Annotated in this window: 14 protein-coding genes; all 14 read left to right on the top strand. The window is 72.3% G+C overall.

The window, feature by feature from the left end; all coding sequences use genetic code 11:
• The first annotated feature begins 120 nt into the window (after positions 1-120).
• The 14 genes from ACFVUT_RS02020 (at position 121) to ACFVUT_RS02085 (ending at position 15266) form a co-directional block, all read left to right on the top strand.
• Positions 121-1401, top strand: a complete 1281-nt coding sequence (locus ACFVUT_RS02020) for a hydrolytic protein (RefSeq protein ID WP_389643586.1) — start codon at positions 121-123, stop codon at positions 1399-1401.
• A 767-nt stretch (positions 1402-2168) separates the two neighbouring features.
• Positions 2169-3698, top strand: a complete 1530-nt coding sequence (locus ACFVUT_RS02025) for a phage tail sheath family protein (protein WP_389642745.1) — start codon at positions 2169-2171, stop codon at positions 3696-3698.
• Positions 3699-3736: 38 nt separating this feature from the next.
• The gene (locus ACFVUT_RS02030; protein ID WP_389642748.1) at positions 3737-4177 is read left to right on the top strand and encodes a phage tail protein; all 441 of its coding nucleotides are present in this window, start codon (positions 3737-3739) and stop codon (positions 4175-4177) included.
• On the top strand, positions 4174-4668 hold the full coding sequence (locus ACFVUT_RS02035; protein WP_389642751.1) for a hypothetical protein: 495 nt from the start codon (positions 4174-4176) through the stop codon (positions 4666-4668). The genes ACFVUT_RS02030 and ACFVUT_RS02035 overlap by 4 nt, the downstream gene beginning before the upstream one ends.
• On the top strand, positions 4665-4823 hold the full coding sequence (locus ACFVUT_RS02040) for a DUF6760 family protein (protein ID WP_365240539.1): 159 nt from the start codon (positions 4665-4667) through the stop codon (positions 4821-4823). The genes ACFVUT_RS02035 and ACFVUT_RS02040 overlap by 4 nt, the downstream gene beginning before the upstream one ends.
• A 13-nt stretch (positions 4824-4836) precedes the next feature.
• The gene (locus ACFVUT_RS02045) at positions 4837-7710 is read left to right on the top strand and encodes a hypothetical protein (protein ID WP_389642754.1); all 2874 of its coding nucleotides are present in this window, start codon (positions 4837-4839) and stop codon (positions 7708-7710) included.
• A gap of 55 nt (positions 7711-7765) precedes the next feature.
• Positions 7766-8191, top strand: a complete 426-nt coding sequence (locus tag ACFVUT_RS02050; RefSeq protein WP_389642757.1) for a phage tail protein — start codon at positions 7766-7768, stop codon at positions 8189-8191.
• Between the two features lie 61 nt (positions 8192-8252).
• Positions 8253-8975 carry a LysM peptidoglycan-binding domain-containing protein gene (locus tag ACFVUT_RS02055; protein WP_389642760.1) on the top strand — a complete coding sequence of 241 codons (723 nt, stop codon included), beginning with the start codon at positions 8253-8255 and terminating at the stop codon, positions 8973-8975.
• Positions 8972-10738 carry a VgrG-related protein gene (locus ACFVUT_RS02060; protein WP_389642763.1) on the top strand — a complete coding sequence of 589 codons (1767 nt, stop codon included), beginning with the start codon at positions 8972-8974 and terminating at the stop codon, positions 10736-10738. The genes ACFVUT_RS02055 and ACFVUT_RS02060 overlap by 4 nt, the downstream gene beginning before the upstream one ends.
• Positions 10739-10798: 60 nt before the next feature.
• Positions 10799-11116 (top strand): PAAR domain-containing protein, encoded by a 318-nt coding sequence (locus ACFVUT_RS02065; protein ID WP_389642766.1) that lies wholly within the window; start codon positions 10799-10801, stop codon positions 11114-11116.
• Complete coding sequence (locus ACFVUT_RS02070) at positions 11113-11538, top strand: GPW/gp25 family protein (protein ID WP_389642769.1); 426 nt, start codon at positions 11113-11115, stop codon at positions 11536-11538. The genes ACFVUT_RS02065 and ACFVUT_RS02070 overlap by 4 nt, the downstream gene beginning before the upstream one ends.
• The gene (locus ACFVUT_RS02075; RefSeq protein WP_389642772.1) at positions 11538-13499 is read left to right on the top strand and encodes a putative baseplate assembly protein; all 1962 of its coding nucleotides are present in this window, start codon (positions 11538-11540) and stop codon (positions 13497-13499) included. Before ACFVUT_RS02070 ends, ACFVUT_RS02075 begins: the two co-directional genes overlap by 1 nt.
• Complete coding sequence (locus ACFVUT_RS02080; RefSeq protein ID WP_389642775.1) at positions 13496-14059, top strand: phage tail protein I; 564 nt, start codon at positions 13496-13498, stop codon at positions 14057-14059. Before ACFVUT_RS02075 ends, ACFVUT_RS02080 begins: the two co-directional genes overlap by 4 nt.
• 4 nt (positions 14060-14063) lie before the next feature.
• Positions 14064-15266, top strand: a complete 1203-nt coding sequence (locus ACFVUT_RS02085; protein ID WP_389642778.1) for an NADase-type glycan-binding domain-containing protein — start codon at positions 14064-14066, stop codon at positions 15264-15266.
• The last annotated feature ends 68 nt before the right edge of the window (positions 15267-15334 follow it).

The raw sequence follows: 15334 nt of genomic DNA on the forward strand, positions 1-15334 counted from the left end.
GGCACCGAGCCGTTGCGCTGTCGGGGCACCAGCCCTGCCCGCTCGTTGCCCTCCCGCCTCTGCTGCGGGACCGCGGGTCCGGCTTAGCGTCGGATCGTGACCACATCTGCCGAACTCGAAATGCCCACGGTGACGGTGTCGCCGGGCGTCGAAGCGACGACCACACTGACCGTGCGCAACGACGGTGACATCGTCGAGGCATACACACTCGAAGTGGTCGGCGACTGCGCGGCTTGGGGCACTGTGGAGCCCGCGCGCGTGTCCCTCTACCCGGGCACCTCCGAGGTGGTGACGGTGAGACTCGCGCCGCCCCGGTCCCACGAGGTCCGGGCCGGCGAGATACCCCTGGGCGTGCGCGTTCTGCCGACGGAGCACCCGGAGTCGGTGGTGGTGCCCGAGGCCACGGTGGTGGTCGAGCCCTTTCACGAGCTCCGGGCGGAGCTGGACCCGCACCGCCGCCGCGGATGGCTGGGCGCCCGGTTCCGGACCTCGGTGCAGAACCGGGGAAACACCCCGGTCGACGTCGTCCTCACCGGAAAGCAGGCCGGGGAGGAACTGCGCCTGGCCTTCGCGCCGGAACGCCGACGCCTGGAGCCGGGCGAGTCCGCCGAGGCACGCCTGCGGGTGCGGGCCCGGAAGCTGATCTGGTTCGGCCGGCCGGCCACCTGGCCGTTCGAGGTCGAGGCCGCGGAACGCACCGAAGGGGACACCGACGGCGAGCAGTCCGGCCGACCCGCCGCGCTGCAGGGTGAGTTCGCACAACTGCCGATCCTGCCCAAGTGGTTGCTGATCGTCCTGGCCGCACTGCTCGCGCTGCTGCTCGCATGGTTCGCGCTGGTCCGGCCCGCGGTGCGGAGCACCGCGAAGCAGGCGGCGACCGAGGCGGCGCAGCAGGAGGCCACCGGTGGTGGGCAGGGCGGCGCGTCGACGGGCGGCTCGGGTGGCCAGGGGAAGGGGCAGGGAGCCGAACCCGGCGAGTCGGCCCCGCCCGGCTCCGGTACGGGTGGTTCCGGCTCGACGGGGGGCGTGGGTGCAGGGGGCGCGCAGCAGAGCTCGGCGACGATCGACGTGCAGACGGCGTCCGGGGCCGAGAAGAAAGGGGCGTACAGGGTTCCGGAAGGGAAGGTATTCGGTGTCACGGACATTGTCGTGGCGAACTTCCAGGGCGACGAAGGATTGCTGACCATCTCCTTCGGGGAGCGGAAGATCACCACCATCGCGCTGGAGACCTTCCGCAACCAGGACTATCACTGGGTCACCCCCATCCAGATTCCGCAGAACGCCACTGTCACCGCTTCCGTGACCTGTTCCAAACCTGGTACTCCGGCGACCGGAACGCAGGCTTCCGGATGCCACCAGGTGCTCAATGTCAGCGGTGTACTGAGCGATGTCGCACCATAGAGACAATAGTGCCAGCTTTCCGGTATTCCGTGCCGGGGATGTGAACATTTGAAGTCCCGACCAGGGGGAATCCGGCTCACCGATCGCCGGTGGCTCCTTACCTCCGCACCTCCCGAAAGTCCAGACTTCGAGAATCCCCGCGCGTCCGGAAACGGCCGGAGAATCTCCGGCTGTTCGAATGCGAACCACCCCGTCCGATAGTCGCCCCTGCCGTCCACGAGACCGAACGTGAGGCGGGTCGACGGGGAGGGGCAAGGGGTCCGTCCGGGCAGTGGAAAACCGGCCTGGGCGGGTAGTCGAACAGTGAGCATTCTGGCTGGTATTCATCGCCTCGGCTGCTGCGGAGGCGCGCGGGCGTTTTCGGGAATCCCCGCTGCGGTGGAGAAAACGTGCATGCTCCATTGCCGAATCCAGAGAATCTCATCCCCGTAGAACCCCGTAGAACCCCGTAGAACCCCCGTCGGAGCGCAGGGCGGGCACCCTCCATGGAGCCGGTGTCCGCCGCGCGGTCGAGGACTGTCCTGCCACCCGTGGTGGAGCGGCGCGGGGCGTCCGGTACGGATCGCCGCAGGGCTCCGGACGCGTTCGGACTTCCCGCCGACCCGACGGATGCCGCGAACGGTCCCCGCGGGGAAGTGATTCCCGGCGTCCAGGTGACTGGGAAGGCAGTGTCCCTGCCCCGTGTCCAGGACTTTGAGGCCTACTGTCCGCCGTCGCCGGCGGGCAAGACTGAGCGGGCGAACGACTGACCATCCGAAGGAGCGAGCATGCCGTCGTATCTCACCCCCGGTGTATACGTGGAGGAGGTGCAGTCCGGAGCGCGGCCCATCGAGGGAGTCGGCACCGCGGTCGCAGCCTTCGTGGGATTCGCGCAGACCGGCCCCTTCCACCGGCCGACGCTGGTGACGAGCTGGGACCAGTACGTCCAGACCTTCGGCACCTTCACCCCCGACACGTACCTGACGCCCGCGGTGTACGGCTACTTCGCCAACGGCGGCGGCGCGGCCTACATCGTCCGCATCGGCGGCCCGGCCCAGGACCCGACGCGGGACTCCGCGTCCGAAGCGGCCCCGTCCGCCGTCATCGGAGGCTTCCTGGTCTCCGTGCGGCCCGGTGCCGGGGGAGACCTCTCCGTGGAGGTCACCGACGCCGAGGGAGAGAACCCTCCGGAGGACCGGTTCCGGCTGCTGGTGCGGCAGGCCGGCAAGGTGGTGGAGACCTTCGACGCCTCCACCCGCAAGAGCGTCAAGGGGTATCTGGTCACCCAGGCCCGCCAGTCCAAGCTCATCCAGGTCACCGAGCAGCCCGGCGCGGTCCAGAGCCGCCCCGAGAACCAGAGCCTCGCCCTCGCGCCCGCCACTGCAGCCCCGGGGACGGGCGTCGCCCGGGTCGACCCGGGCGATTACGTCGGCGACGCCGAGGCCCGCACGGGGTTCGCGGGCCTCGAAGCGATCGACGAGATCACCATGGTCGCCGTCCCCGACCTGATGAGTGCCCACCAGCGCGGGGACATCGACGCCGAGGGCGTCAAAGCCGTGCAACTGGCGGTCATTTCGCACTGCGAGCAGATGGGCGACCGGGTCGCCGTCCTGGACACTCCGCCGGGCATGAGCGCGCAGCGGGTCCGGACCTGGCGCAACGACGACGCCGGCTACGACTCGCGCTACGCGACCGTCTACTACCCGTGGCTCAAGGTCTTCGACCCCGCGACCGGTCACAACCAGCTGGTGCCGCCGAGCGGCCACGTCGCGGGCGTCTGGGCGCGCAGCGACGGTGAGCGCGGTGTGCACAAGGCCCCCGCCAACGAGGTCATCCGCGGTGCGCTGGACCTGGAACTCCGCCTCAGCAAGGGAGAGCAGGACCTGCTCAACCCGATCGGCGTCAACTGCGTCCGCGCCTTCCCCGGGCGTGGCATCCGGATCTGGGGCGCACGGACGCTCTCGTCCGATCCGGCCTGGCGCTACCTCAACGTACGCCGTCTCTTCAACTACCTGGAGGAGTCGATCCTCCTGGGCACCCAGTGGGTGGTCTTCGAGCCCAACGACGACCGCCTGTGGTCGAGCATCCGGCGCAACGTCACCGCCTTCCTCACGGAGGAGTGGCGCCGGGGCGCCCTCTTCGGCCGTACGGCCGAAGAGGCGTTCTACGTCAAATGCGACCGCGACAACAATCCGCAGGAGTCGATCGACCTCGGTCAGGTCGTGTGCGAGATCGGCGTGGCCCCGGTGAAGCCCGCGGAGTTCGTGATCTTCCGCCTCGCGCAGTTCTCCGACAGCACCAGCCTCGTCAACGAGTGACCCAGAACCTCCACGAACGGAACAGGTGACACAGAGTCATGGCAGAGGGCGACGCTCTTTCCACCCACGTCTTCGGCGTGCAGCTCGGCGGCTATCTCGTCGAGTCGATCCAAGAGATCAGCGGTTTGACCGTCGAGGAGGAAGTCGTCGAGGTCCGTCAAGTGACCGCCGAGGGCAAGCAGATCATCCGCAAGCAGCCCGGCGCACGCCAGGCGGGCGAGGTGACGATCACCCGCGGGCTCGACAAGAGCAGTGAGTTCACCAACTGGATCAAGGAAACGCTCAACAACGGGGCCGTCGACACCGCGCGTCAGAACCTGACCATCGAGATCAAGGACTCGAAGGGCGAGACGGTCCGGCGCATCCAGCTGATGCAGGGGTGGGCCAGTAAATGGGAGGGCCCCTCGTTGAAGGCCGGCGAGTCCAGCGCGGCCACCGAGGCGGTCACCATCACCTTCGAGGAGATCGTGGTCGAATGAGGCGCAGGACCGTCACGTCGGGCGGGCTCGACGAAGTCCTCGACACTCTCGCGTCCGCCCCGCCCGCCGCACGCGAGGAGGCTCCCGCGCCGTCGCCGGCCCGGGAGCGGGAACGGCAGGACCTGCGCACGGAGTTCGACTTCGAGCTCCCGCGCGGTTACGTGGACGACGAGGGCCAGGTGCACCGGCGCGGCTCGATGCGGCTCGCCACGGCACGCGACGAACTGCGCCCGCAGATCGACCTGCGGGTGAAGGAGAACCCGGCGTACCTGAGTGTGGTGCTGCTGAGTCAGGTGATCACCCAGCTCGGCACCATCACCGATGTGCACGCCGGGGTGGTCGAGCGGATGTACGCCACGGATGTGGCGTTCCTCCAGGACTTCTACCGCCGGATCAACAGCGAGGGCCACACGCACGCCGCGGTGACCTGTCCGCTGTGTCACGGATCGTTCGAGGTGGACCTCTCGGGTGAGCGCCTGGGGGAATCGTGACGTACGCGCCTTCCCGGTTGTGGGAGGAGATCGCGTACGTCGCCTACCACTTCCATTGGCAGCGTGAGGACATTCTCGACCTGACCCACGGCGAGCGCCAGCAGTGGGTGAGGGAGATAGCGCGGATCAACACCCGCGTCAACGAGGGCGGGTGATCGTGTGGGGTTCATGGACCGGTTCCGCCGAGGGGACAGGCGGCAGCCCGACGCGTCCTCCGGGGGCGGTGCCGAAGCCGGCGCCGAGCCCGGTCCGGTGCCGGAGACCGAGCCGAGCAGCAGCCGGACCGAACCGTGGGACGGCGGCTGGCAGCGGGTCGCGCCGCCGACGGTGACCGTCGCCCGGTCCTCGATCGGGGTGAGCGACGGCCTGCGGTTCCGGTCCGGCCTCGCCTCGTGGCAGAACATGGCGTTCGGCGGCGAACTCGGCCATGCCGTCATGCCGTCCGCACCGGTGGGCCTGATCCACGGCGTCGCCCGTCCGGGCGGCGCGCGTCCCACGTCCCCCGGCGGGCCGCTGCTCCTGCGGGCCGCCCGGACCGGTGCGGACGGGCAGGCGAACCCGGCACCCGCCACGGCGGGCGACGCGGCCGGCCGGGGCGCCTCCGACCGGCAGCCGCGCCCCACCCCCGTCCAGCGTTCGAGCGGCACGACGCCCCCCGACTCCTCCCGGCACGCGTCACCGAAGCGGCAGGCCACGACCGGCACGGCCCCCGCGACGGGCACGGCGACAGCCACGGGCCCCGCGCCGTCCGTCGCGTCGGCACCGCAGCATCCCGCGGACACCGCAGCAACTCAGGCCGACCTGCGGCGGACCCGGCCCGCCGTCGTACGTCCGAGGCGGACCGCACCGCCCCTGATCGTCGCCCGGCGTCCGGCGATACCCCTGCGGCACATCACAGGGATCCCGCCGGCCGCAGCCGTCGCACCGGCCACGCCCGTCACCGGGGCCGCCGCGCGGCAGCCCGCGCCCGACCGTCCGAGCGGCCCCGACCAGGCGATCCCCGCTGTTCCACCCCACCGCGCCGCCGACCGTCCCGCCGCCGAGACGGTGCGCCCCGCTCTGGGCAGCCCGCTGCGGGAACTGCCCGCCGGGGCCGCGCCGTTGGGCCCGGCCGCGCAGGGCGGGGCGGTACCGACCGGCCCGCAAGGCCACCAGGCCGCAGGGATGCCCGTCGTGCAGCGGCAGGCACCGGACGCGGCTGCCCCCTCGGTGTCCGCCCCCTCCACGGAGGGGGCGAGGCCGTCCGCGCGTCAGCAACCCACTGCGGAGGCCCAGGGCCCGAAGACGGCCACGACGCCCCGGCTTCCCTCGCCGAACCCGTCCGCGCCGGAATCGACTCCGCGGCAGGAACCGCCTTCCGGGCCGGAACGGAGGCAGCACCCCGGCGCGCGCCGACCGTCGGAACCTTCGGCCCCTCCAGAGGCCGCGCGGCCGGGACAGCCCGACAGACCCGGCTCGCACGCGCGCACCCGTGGAGGGATCGGCCTCCCCCTCCCTTCCCTTCCGCCGACGGCCAGAGTCCGGAACGACGCGCCGCTGCTGGGCGACCGCCGTAGGGCACAGCCGGGAACCACGGACGCGCGGCGCGGTGGGACGTCGGCGGGGGAGCCCGTCGTGCCCCCGCCCGCCACGCTCCCGCCCGCCACGCCCGTGAACGCCACGTCCGTGAACGCGCCTTCACCGATGCCGGTGCGCTCGACCCCCGTGCCCGCTCCCGCTGCCTCCGTACCGCGACCCGACACTGTCCAGCGGGCGGCGGACAGCAGCGGTACGCCCGCGAGCGGACCCACCCCGTCCGCAGCACGACCCCAGGCCGTCCAGCGAGCGGTGGGCACCACCGGTACGCCCGCGGCCGCCCCGTCCCCCGCGGCTCCCGCCGGACCGGTACGTGTCCGGCGGATCGCCACGGAACGGGAGGGGCGCGGCGCACCCGGACGCATCACCGGCAGCGGGACGCAGCCGCCCACCGTCCAGCGGTCGCGCACCCTGCTCGCGGGCAGGGCCCTGACGGTGAGAACCGGCTCGGGCGAGGGCTTCTCGGGGCCGACGGCAGCGGCCACCGCCCGGCCGGTGGTGGCCGCCACGTGGCGTCGTGACGTGCGGCAGCCGGGGTCCGGAGCGTCGGAACCGGGCAGCCCGGGTCCGGGGCCCGCGGCGCACCCGACGGCATCGGGCGCGGCGGCCCGGCCGACGACTCCTCACCCGGGAGCCCGCCCCGCCGAACCCGTTTCGCCCCGCCTGACCCGTGCGTCCGGCTCGGGACCGGCACCCAGGAGGCCGTCGCGCGACGGCACAGTCCAGCGTTCCCCACAGGACAACCCGACACCCGGCATCGCCCGGAACACGATGCCCGCGGGCCCGGCGGCCGCCGGTGCTCCCGGCCGCGGTCCAGGGGCCGGCCGGGCAGGCGGCGGGCCCCCGGCCGACGACTCCTCCCTGCGGCTCGTGCGCCGCTCGGCACACGAGGGTGCGGCAGTGCCACCGTCCCCGGCACCACGACAGGATCCGTCCGCCCCGTCCGCGTCCTCCTTCAAGGAGCCCGTGCCGTCCGCTGCTCCGTCGGTACCGGTCGTGCGCCCGCATCCGTCCGCCTCGGCACGGCCGGGAGTGGCCGCCGTGCCCGTACAGCGGATGGCGATGCCGGTGGTGCCCGAATCGGCAGGCCCCGCGGTCACCGCGCCGGTGGCCGGAGACGGTGCCGCCCCCGGCGCACCACCGCGCCTTGCGGTGCGGGTTCCGCAACGCGCACCCGCTCCGGCCTCCGGAACCGGCGGCCCGGCCGACACGGCCCGGACGGTGCAGCGCAGGGCGGCCGACGCCGGAATCGCCGGCGTGCCGGTGAAGGCGGCTCCGGCGAAGCCCGCCGCACCATCAGCGAGGACCGGACCGGCGGACTCGGAGGCTCCGGCCACGAGCCGGATCAACGGGGCGGACATCGAGGAACTGGCCCGCCGTCTGCTGGATCCGGTGAGCCGGCTGATCCGGGCGGACCTGCGCAGAGGACGGGAGCGCGCCGGACGGTTGTACGACGGTCGCCGCTGACGGCGGGGCACTGCCCGTACGGAACTCGGAAAACAGCAGAGAAGAAGAGAAGCACATGACGGACAACATCTTCGCGACGAGTGTGTTCTTCAAGCTCGTGATCGGGGGCAGTGACCTGGGGGCCTTCCACACCTGCTCGGGGCTGGGCGCCGAGGTGGAGCTGGAGCAGTACGCGGAGGGCGGCAACAACGGCTTCACCTGGCAGTTGCCGGGGCGGATCACCTGGACCAACATCACACTGACCCGCCCCGTCACCGCGGACACGCTCAAGATCACGCGGTGGCTGAACGACACGATCCAGCGGGTGGAGCGCAAGGACGGCGAGATCGTCGCGCTGCGCCCGGACCTCAGCCGCATCATCAGCTGGCAGGTCCACGGCATCGTGCCGGTGCGCTGGCAGGGACCGTCCTTCGACCCGGCCAGCTCCGAGGCGGCGATCGAGACGCTGGAGATCGCGCACGAGGGCCTGGAGCCGTCCTGATGACTCGTCAAGTTCCCGGACAAGCAGCAGATTCCGGAGAAGGCCAGGAAGGAGGGACACCATGTCACCCGCTGTCCGTACGAGCCGTGCTCGCGCCCAGTTGATCATCATGGAACCGCCGGCGACCGTCGGCGCCAAACCTGGCGGGATCCTTGCCCGGCTCACGTTGCAGTTCAATCCCGCGAAGCTCTCACTGAGCAAGAACACCGAGTGGCGGCGTACGCCCTCCCGCATGGCCGAGCAGTCCGCGCTGCCCGAATTCGTGGGCAGTGGGCCCCGGGCGTTGTCCCTGGAGGTCTTCCTGGACGCCACGGCCACCCATGACGACTCGGTGGAGAAGGCGGTGGAACAGCTGATGACGGCCTGTGTGCCCACCCTGGGCAGCCTGGCCCGGAAGACGCCCGCAAGCCCCTGGGTGCGCTTCGACTGGGGAACGTCGACGACGACCTCGTTCGACGGCGTGCTGTCCAGCCTCTCCGTCTCGTACACGCTGTTCGACATCGACGGGAAGCCGCTGCGTGCCACCTGCTCCCTGTCGATCGAGGAGGCGACCGTCGACCGGCCCGGCCAGAACCCGACGTCGGGCTCACGGGAGGCGCGTCGCAGCCACCGGGTCGTCGCCGGTGACAGCCTGCCGCTGCTCGCCTGGCGGGAGTACGGCGATGCCACCGCGTGGCGCACGATCGCCCACGCCAACGACATCGACGACCCCATGCAGCTGATCCCCGGCAGCGAACTCGTCGTGCCCGGACTGGAAGACGGCACTCCGGAGGGCGGCCGGTGACCGCCCCGGGCCGCTCCTTCGCCGCGGATCCGATCGTCGAGGCTCCTGGCGAGCTGCCCCCGGTGTGGGCCGCCCAGTTGGTGAGCTGCGTGGTCGACGAGAACGTCGGGCTTCCGGACACCGCCGTGCTGATGTACCGCGACCCCGATCACAAGCTGCTCACCGCCACTGGTCTCACCATCGGCACCGCGCTGAAGATCTCCGTGGTCACGGTGCAGGAACGGGTGCGCGAGCGGCTGTTCACCGGTGAGGTCACGGCGGTCGAACTGGACAGCGACACCACCGGTTCGTTCACGGTCGTCAGGGCCTTCTCCAAGGCCCACCGGCTCCAGCGCGGACGCAAGGTGGTGGCCTACCGCAACATGAAGACGGCGGACATCGTCCGCAAGGTCGCCGCGGGCGCCGGCCTGGCCTGCGGCAGGATCGAGGCGGCGCCCGTCACGTACAAGCAGTTGACCCAGCCCAACGTCTCGGACTGGGAGTTCCTCCAGTACCTCGCGGGGGAGAGCGGCGCACACGTGCGGGTGGACGACAAGGGGCTGCTGGAGTTCGTGAAGCCGAAGCCCGCCGCGTCGGCGCCCTCCCCGGCCACCCCCGCCACCCGGCACCCGATGGTCCTGGAGTACGGCCGCAACCTGCTGGCCCTGCGGGCCGTGCTGACCGGTGCGGACGGGGCGGACAGCGTGGAGGTGCGCGGCTGGAACGTCGACACCAAGACACGCCTGGTGGCCCGCGAACAGTCCGTCCGCAGCGACACGGTGTCGCCCGGGATGAGCCCGGCGGCGGTGGCCGGCGCGTTCGGCGCGAACGCCCGGATGACGGTCACCGACACCCCGTACCGGACCCAGGCCGAGGCCGGTGCCGTGGCCCGATCGGTGGCCGCCTCGGTGAGTTCCGGGTTCGGCGAGATCGAGGCGGTCGCCGTGGGAAATCCCCACCTGCGGGCGGGCGAGCCGGTGACCCTCGGCAACGTCGGCCCCGCGTTCGCCGGCCGCTACACGGCGACCGCCACCCACCACGTCCTCGAACCGAACGGCGGCTACCGCACCACCGTGCTGGTGAGCACGGCGCCCGACCGCTCGATGGCCGGACTCACCAGTGGCTCGAACGCACCCTCGCGCGGCCCCCGCATGCCGGGACTCGCGATCGGCGTGGTCACCGACATCCGCGAGGGGAAGGCCGAACGGGGCTGGGTCCGGCTGAAGTTCCCCTGGCTCGACGACACCTATGTGACCGACTGGGTCCGCACGGTGCAGTGGGGCGGGCAGGGCGGCGGCGGGGTATTCAGTCCCGAGGTCAACGACGAGGTGCTGGTCGGGTTCGAACAGGGGCTGCTGGACAGCCCCTACGTGCTGGGCGGTCTCTACAACGGTGTCGACAAGCCGTCGCCCCACGACGTGCCGCTGGTCGACCCCACCACCGGCAAGGTCAACCGCCGTTCGCTGGTCTCCCGTTCCGGGAACCGGATCGAGCTGCTGGACGCCCCGCGCGGCCCGTCCGGTGTCCGACTGGCCAGCGGTGACAAGCGGCTCGACGTCACGCTCGACGAGCAGCGGAGCGAGATCGCGCTCAAGGTGTTCGCCCCCGGCGGGACCAGGGTGCTGAGCTCCGTGGTCCTCTCAGCGTCCGGTATCACGCTCGACGCCGGAACGGGTGACGTGGAGGTGAAGGGACGCTCGGTGACCGTCAACGGCAAGACGGGCGTCACCGTGGACGGCGGACTGCTCGCCGTCCTCAAGGCCAGGCTCATCCGGATCAACTGACGCCCCCACGCCGCCGGTACGGCGGCGGAAGTTCCTTTCGCAGCAAGGAGAACAGCGACCATGCCCCCTGCAGCCCGGACGGGCGACTCCACCGTTCACGGCGGTCTCATCGGCACCCCGCCACCGGGTGCCGTGGCCGTGGCCACCGTGCTGATCGGCGGCAGGCCGGCGGCCGTCGTCGGCAGCCTGCACGTATGCGTGGTCCCCCCGCACGCCGCGCTCGGGCCCGGGAACGTCATCCTGCCCAACCCCGCCGCCGCGGTCACCGGCCAGGTGCTGATCGGCGGGCTGCCGGCCGCCCGCATGCGGGACAACACCAGTTGCGGCGCGCAGATCATCAGCGGCGCGCCGAACGTCCTGATCGGGGGCCCGATGTGAGCGACGGCGGGTTCATCGGACGCGGCTGGGGCTTCCCCCTGCGGGTCGGCGCCACGGGCGGCATCGGCATGGTCGCGCGGGACCAGGAGATCGAGGAGGCGATCGGGCTGGTGCTCGGCACGGCGCCGGGCGAGCGGCCGATGCGCCCGGAGTTCGGCTGCGGCATCCACGACTACGTCTTCGCGCCCGGAGACGGAGCCACCGCCGGACGCATCGCACACGAGGTCCGTACCTCGCTGGAGCGCTGGGAGCCGCGCATCGCGGTGACGGACGTTGTGGTCGCGTTCGACGCCGTCGAGGAGGGAACCTTGTACATCGACGTGCACTACACCGTGCGGGCCACGAACGACCTGCGCAACCTCGTCTTCCCCTTCTACACCATCCCGTCCTCCGAGGGCTCCGAAGAAGCGGGGTCGCGCTGATGGCCCTGCCCTCACCCAACCTGGACGACCGGCGCTTCCAACAGCTCGTCGACGAGGCCAAACGGTACGTACAGCAGCGCTCTCCCGAGTGGACCGACCACAACGTGTCGGACCCCGGAGTCACGCTCATCGAGACGTTCGCGTACATGGTCGACCAACTGCTCTATCGGCTGAACCGGGTGCCGGACAAGAACTACTCGGCCTTCCTCGACCTGCTGGGCGTCACCCTGTTCCCGCCGACAGTCGCGCGGGCGGACGTCGACTTCTGGCTGTCCGCGCCGCAGCCCGAGACCGTGCTGCTCCCGGTCGGCACGGAGGTCGCCACCTCGCGCGGCGAAGCCGAGGAAGCGGTGGTGTTCTCGACCGCCGACGACCTTCCGATCGTGCCGAGTTCGCTCGTCCGGCTGGTCACCGCGCCGGCGTCGGGCGATCAGACCGACCGCACCGCACCGCTCGGCGCGGGCAAGGACATCCCGTGCTTCCAGCCCCGGCCGGAGCCGGGCGACGCCCTGCTGTTCGGCCTGCCCACCGCCGTCCCCCGGTGCATCGTCGCCGTACGCCTCGACAGCCGCGTGGAGGGCGTCGGCGTCGACCCACGGCAACCGCCGCTGGTGTGGGAGGCCTGGGACGGAGCCCGCTGGGTCACCTGCCGGACCGGCACCGACACGACCGGCGGGCTCAACCGGCCCGGTGAGGTGATCGTGTTCGTCCCCGCCGGGCACACGGCGTCGGTGGCCGCCGGAACCCGCGCGGGATGGCTCCGCTGCCGGGTCACCGCGCCGGAACCGGGTCAGCCGTTCTACTCCGAGTCGCCGACGATCCGGGAGGCCGAGGTGTTCACCGTCGGCGGCACGATCGGCGTCGAACACGCGGAGACGGTCCTCGACGTTCCCCTCGGTGTCTCCGAAGGCGTCGCCGGCCAGAGGTTCTCCGTGAGCCGGGCGCCGCTGCTGCTGGACGGGGAGCCGCCCGTCGTCCAGGTGTCCTCCCCGGAGGGCTGGCAGGTCTGGACCCCGGTGGAGCACTTCGGGGCCTCGTCGCCGGGCGACCGGCATGTGCGGATCGACGCCGTGTCCGGCCAGTTCGCCTTCCCGCCGGAGGTACGCGAACCGGACGGGACGATGCGCGTCTACGGTGCGGTGCCCGAGAAGGGCGCGCAGTTGCGGGTTCCCCGCTACCGGACGGGCGGCGGGGCGGCCGGGAACGTCGCCCGGCACGCCATCTCCGTCCTGCGCAGCTCGGTGCCGTACGTGGCGGGCGTCGACAACCGCGAGGCGGCCCGGGGCGGCGTCGACGGCGAAACCGTGGAGAACGCCAAGGTCCGGGCGCCCCACATCCTCAGGGTGCAGGAACGGGCCGTCACAGCCGAGGACTACGAGATCATCGCCCGCGAGGCCGCGCCTTCGCTGCGCAGGGTCCGGTGCCTGCCCGCCGTCGCGGGCGAAGCGGGCGCGGTACGGGTCCTGGTGGTGCCCGACGCGGTCGCCGACGAAGGCGGCCCACTGCGGTTCGAACAGCTGATCCCGCCGGACTCCGTGCTCGCCGCGGTCGCGGCGCGGCTCGACGAACGGCGGCTGGTCGGCACCCGGCTCGTGGTGGAGCCTCCCGCGTACCAGGGCGTCACCGTCGTAGCCCGGCTGGTGGCGAGCGATGGCGACGTGGACCGGGTCCGCGCCCAGGCGCTCGCGGCGCTGTTCCGCCACATCGACCCCCTGCGGGGCGGAATGGAGGGAACGGGTTGGCCGTTCGGCAGGCCCGTGCAGTTCGGCGAGGTCTTCGCCGTGCTCCAGGGCGTACGAGGAGTGGGCCTGGTGGATGAGGTCCGGCTGTTTCCCGCGGACCCGATCACCGGACGGCGCGGGGCTGCAGCGGAGCGGATCGACGTCGCCCCGAGCGCGCTGGTCTTCTCCCACCAGCACCAGGTCGTGGTCACGGCTCACGGGGCCGGTGAGGGCTCATGACCAGGGCCGCGGTCCCCGGGCTCGCCAGCCGCTATCCGATCGGCGGCCTGCTGCCCGCGCTGTACGCCGACGACGACCTGGCCCAGCGGTTCACGGCGGGCCTCGACACCGTTCTCGCGCCGGTCCTGTCCACCCTGGACAACCTCCCGGCCTACTTCGACCCCGCGCTCGCACCGGCCGACTTCCTGCCCTGGCTGGCGTCCTGGGTGGGCGTCGGCATCGATCCGGCGTGGCCCGAGGAGCTGCGGCGGTCCGTCGTCGCCCGTGCCGTCGAACTGCACCGGTGGCGCGGCACCCGCCGCGGCCTGATCGACCGCCTCCGGCTCTGTTGCGGCGTGCACGCCGACATCCAGGACGGCGGCGGCGTCACCTGGTCGTCCGATCCGGGCACCGCGCTGCCACCGGCTCCGAGCGGAGAACTGCTCGTGCGGGTCCGGTCGGTGCGGGGAGGGCCGGTGGACGCGAGCCGCGTCCTGGACGTCGTCACAGCCTCGTGCCCCGTTCACCTCACGTGCCGGGTGGAGATCCTGCCGGGCCCGCCAGACGAGACAGGAGGCTGACGCGATGCGTTCGTGTCCGGCGTGCGGTAGCGCCAACGGCGACGAAGACGAGTTCTGCGGCAACTGCGGTACCTACCTGGGCTGGTCCTCCCGGGCGCCGCGCACCCCTTCCGCCGCCGCGGAACCCGCCGGTCCGGCCGACCCGGCACGTCCGGCAGCCGAGCCCACGACCGGTGCTCCGGCTGTTCCCCCGACCGGTACCGACCCGGAGAACGCGGGACCGGCGGCCGAGGCCCCGCCCTCTCCGCGCCCCGCGCCACCCGCGGCATCCACGCGGCCGGACGCACCGGAGCCCGCCGGACCGCCGCCCGCCGGCTCCCCACCGCCCCCGGAACAGCCCCCGCGACCGGCGCAACCTGCCCCCGTACAGCCAACACCGCCAACACCGCCGGAACTGCCGGAACTGCCGGAACTGCTGGAAGGGGACGCACCCGTGGTCGCGGTGCGGCCCGCCGCACCGATCACCAGACGCCCCGTCGTCAGACCCGTGGCTCCGGACGAGGCGCCGGACGGCCCCCCGTGCCCGGTGTGCGGCACCCCCAACCTGCCGGGCCGCCGCTTCTGCCGGCGCTGCGCCGCACCGCTGCAGGCCCGTGAGCAGCCGAAGGCGCTGCCCTGGTGGCGCACGGTGTGGCCGTTCCGCCGCAGGGTGGGGGGCGGTTCGGGCCGCGTGCTGCGGCGCGTCCTGCTGGTCCTGGTCGTCGTCGGGCTGCTGTGCGCGGGCTTCCTGCTCGTGCCGGCCGGGCGCCGTGCCGTCGAGGACGTGCGGGACAAGCTCGGCGGGACGGCGGAGATCAGCCCGTCCGAGGTCACCGCGAGCTCCCGGACCCCCGGTCATCCGGCGGCCGACGCCATCGACGGACTGACCAACACGTACTGGGGGGCACCCGCGCTCGGTGCGTCACTGACCTGCGGATTCGACAAGCCGTTCCGGCTGGTCGGCGTCGTGGTGCACACGGGTGTGTCGAAGGAGCCCGAGGAATTCAGGCAGGGGGCCAGGCCCACCCGCGCCGACCTGATCGTCACGACGGCGGACGAAGAGGTCCAGGAGAAGGTGATGACACTCACCGACAAGCCGGGCCCGCAGACGCTACGGACCGGCATCAGCGATGTCGTGTCCGTCCGGATCGTGCTGCGGGACGCGGCCGGTCAGGGCAAGGGACGGCCGATCGCGGTCGGGGAGGTCGAGTTCTTCAAGCGGACCTGACGAAGCCTCGGCACCGTACCGTCGGGCGGTGCCGGGCAGCCGTCGCCGAGGGGGGCTCTCGGCGACGG

The organism is Streptomyces sp. NPDC058051, assembly GCF_042885475.1.
Lineage (GTDB): Bacteria > Actinomycetota > Actinomycetes > Streptomycetales > Streptomycetaceae > Streptomyces.

Bases quoted from the DNA above. Each gene is read 5' to 3' on its own strand.
- ACFVUT_RS02085 (WP_389642778.1), top strand. From the start codon at position 14,064: ATGCGTTCGTGTCCGGCGTGCGGTAGCGCCAACGGCGACGAAGACGAG.
- ACFVUT_RS02055 (WP_389642760.1), top strand. From the start codon at position 8,253: ATGTCACCCGCTGTCCGTACGAGCCGTGCTCGCGCCCAGTTGATCATC.
- ACFVUT_RS02025 (WP_389642745.1), top strand. From the start codon at position 2,169: ATGCCGTCGTATCTCACCCCCGGTGTATACGTGGAGGAGGTGCAGTCC.
- ACFVUT_RS02035 (WP_389642751.1), top strand. From the start codon at position 4,174: ATGAGGCGCAGGACCGTCACGTCGGGCGGGCTCGACGAAGTCCTCGAC.
- ACFVUT_RS02050 (WP_389642757.1), top strand. From the start codon at position 7,766: ATGACGGACAACATCTTCGCGACGAGTGTGTTCTTCAAGCTCGTGATC.
- ACFVUT_RS02065 (WP_389642766.1), top strand. From the start codon at position 10,799: ATGCCCCCTGCAGCCCGGACGGGCGACTCCACCGTTCACGGCGGTCTC.
- ACFVUT_RS02045 (WP_389642754.1), top strand. From the start codon at position 4,837: ATGGACCGGTTCCGCCGAGGGGACAGGCGGCAGCCCGACGCGTCCTCC.
- ACFVUT_RS02030 (WP_389642748.1), top strand. From the start codon at position 3,737: ATGGCAGAGGGCGACGCTCTTTCCACCCACGTCTTCGGCGTGCAGCTC.
- ACFVUT_RS02020 (WP_389643586.1), top strand. From the start codon at position 121: ATGCCCACGGTGACGGTGTCGCCGGGCGTCGAAGCGACGACCACACTG.
- ACFVUT_RS02075 (WP_389642772.1), top strand. From the start codon at position 11,538: ATGGCCCTGCCCTCACCCAACCTGGACGACCGGCGCTTCCAACAGCTC.
- ACFVUT_RS02080 (WP_389642775.1), top strand. From the start codon at position 13,496: ATGACCAGGGCCGCGGTCCCCGGGCTCGCCAGCCGCTATCCGATCGGC.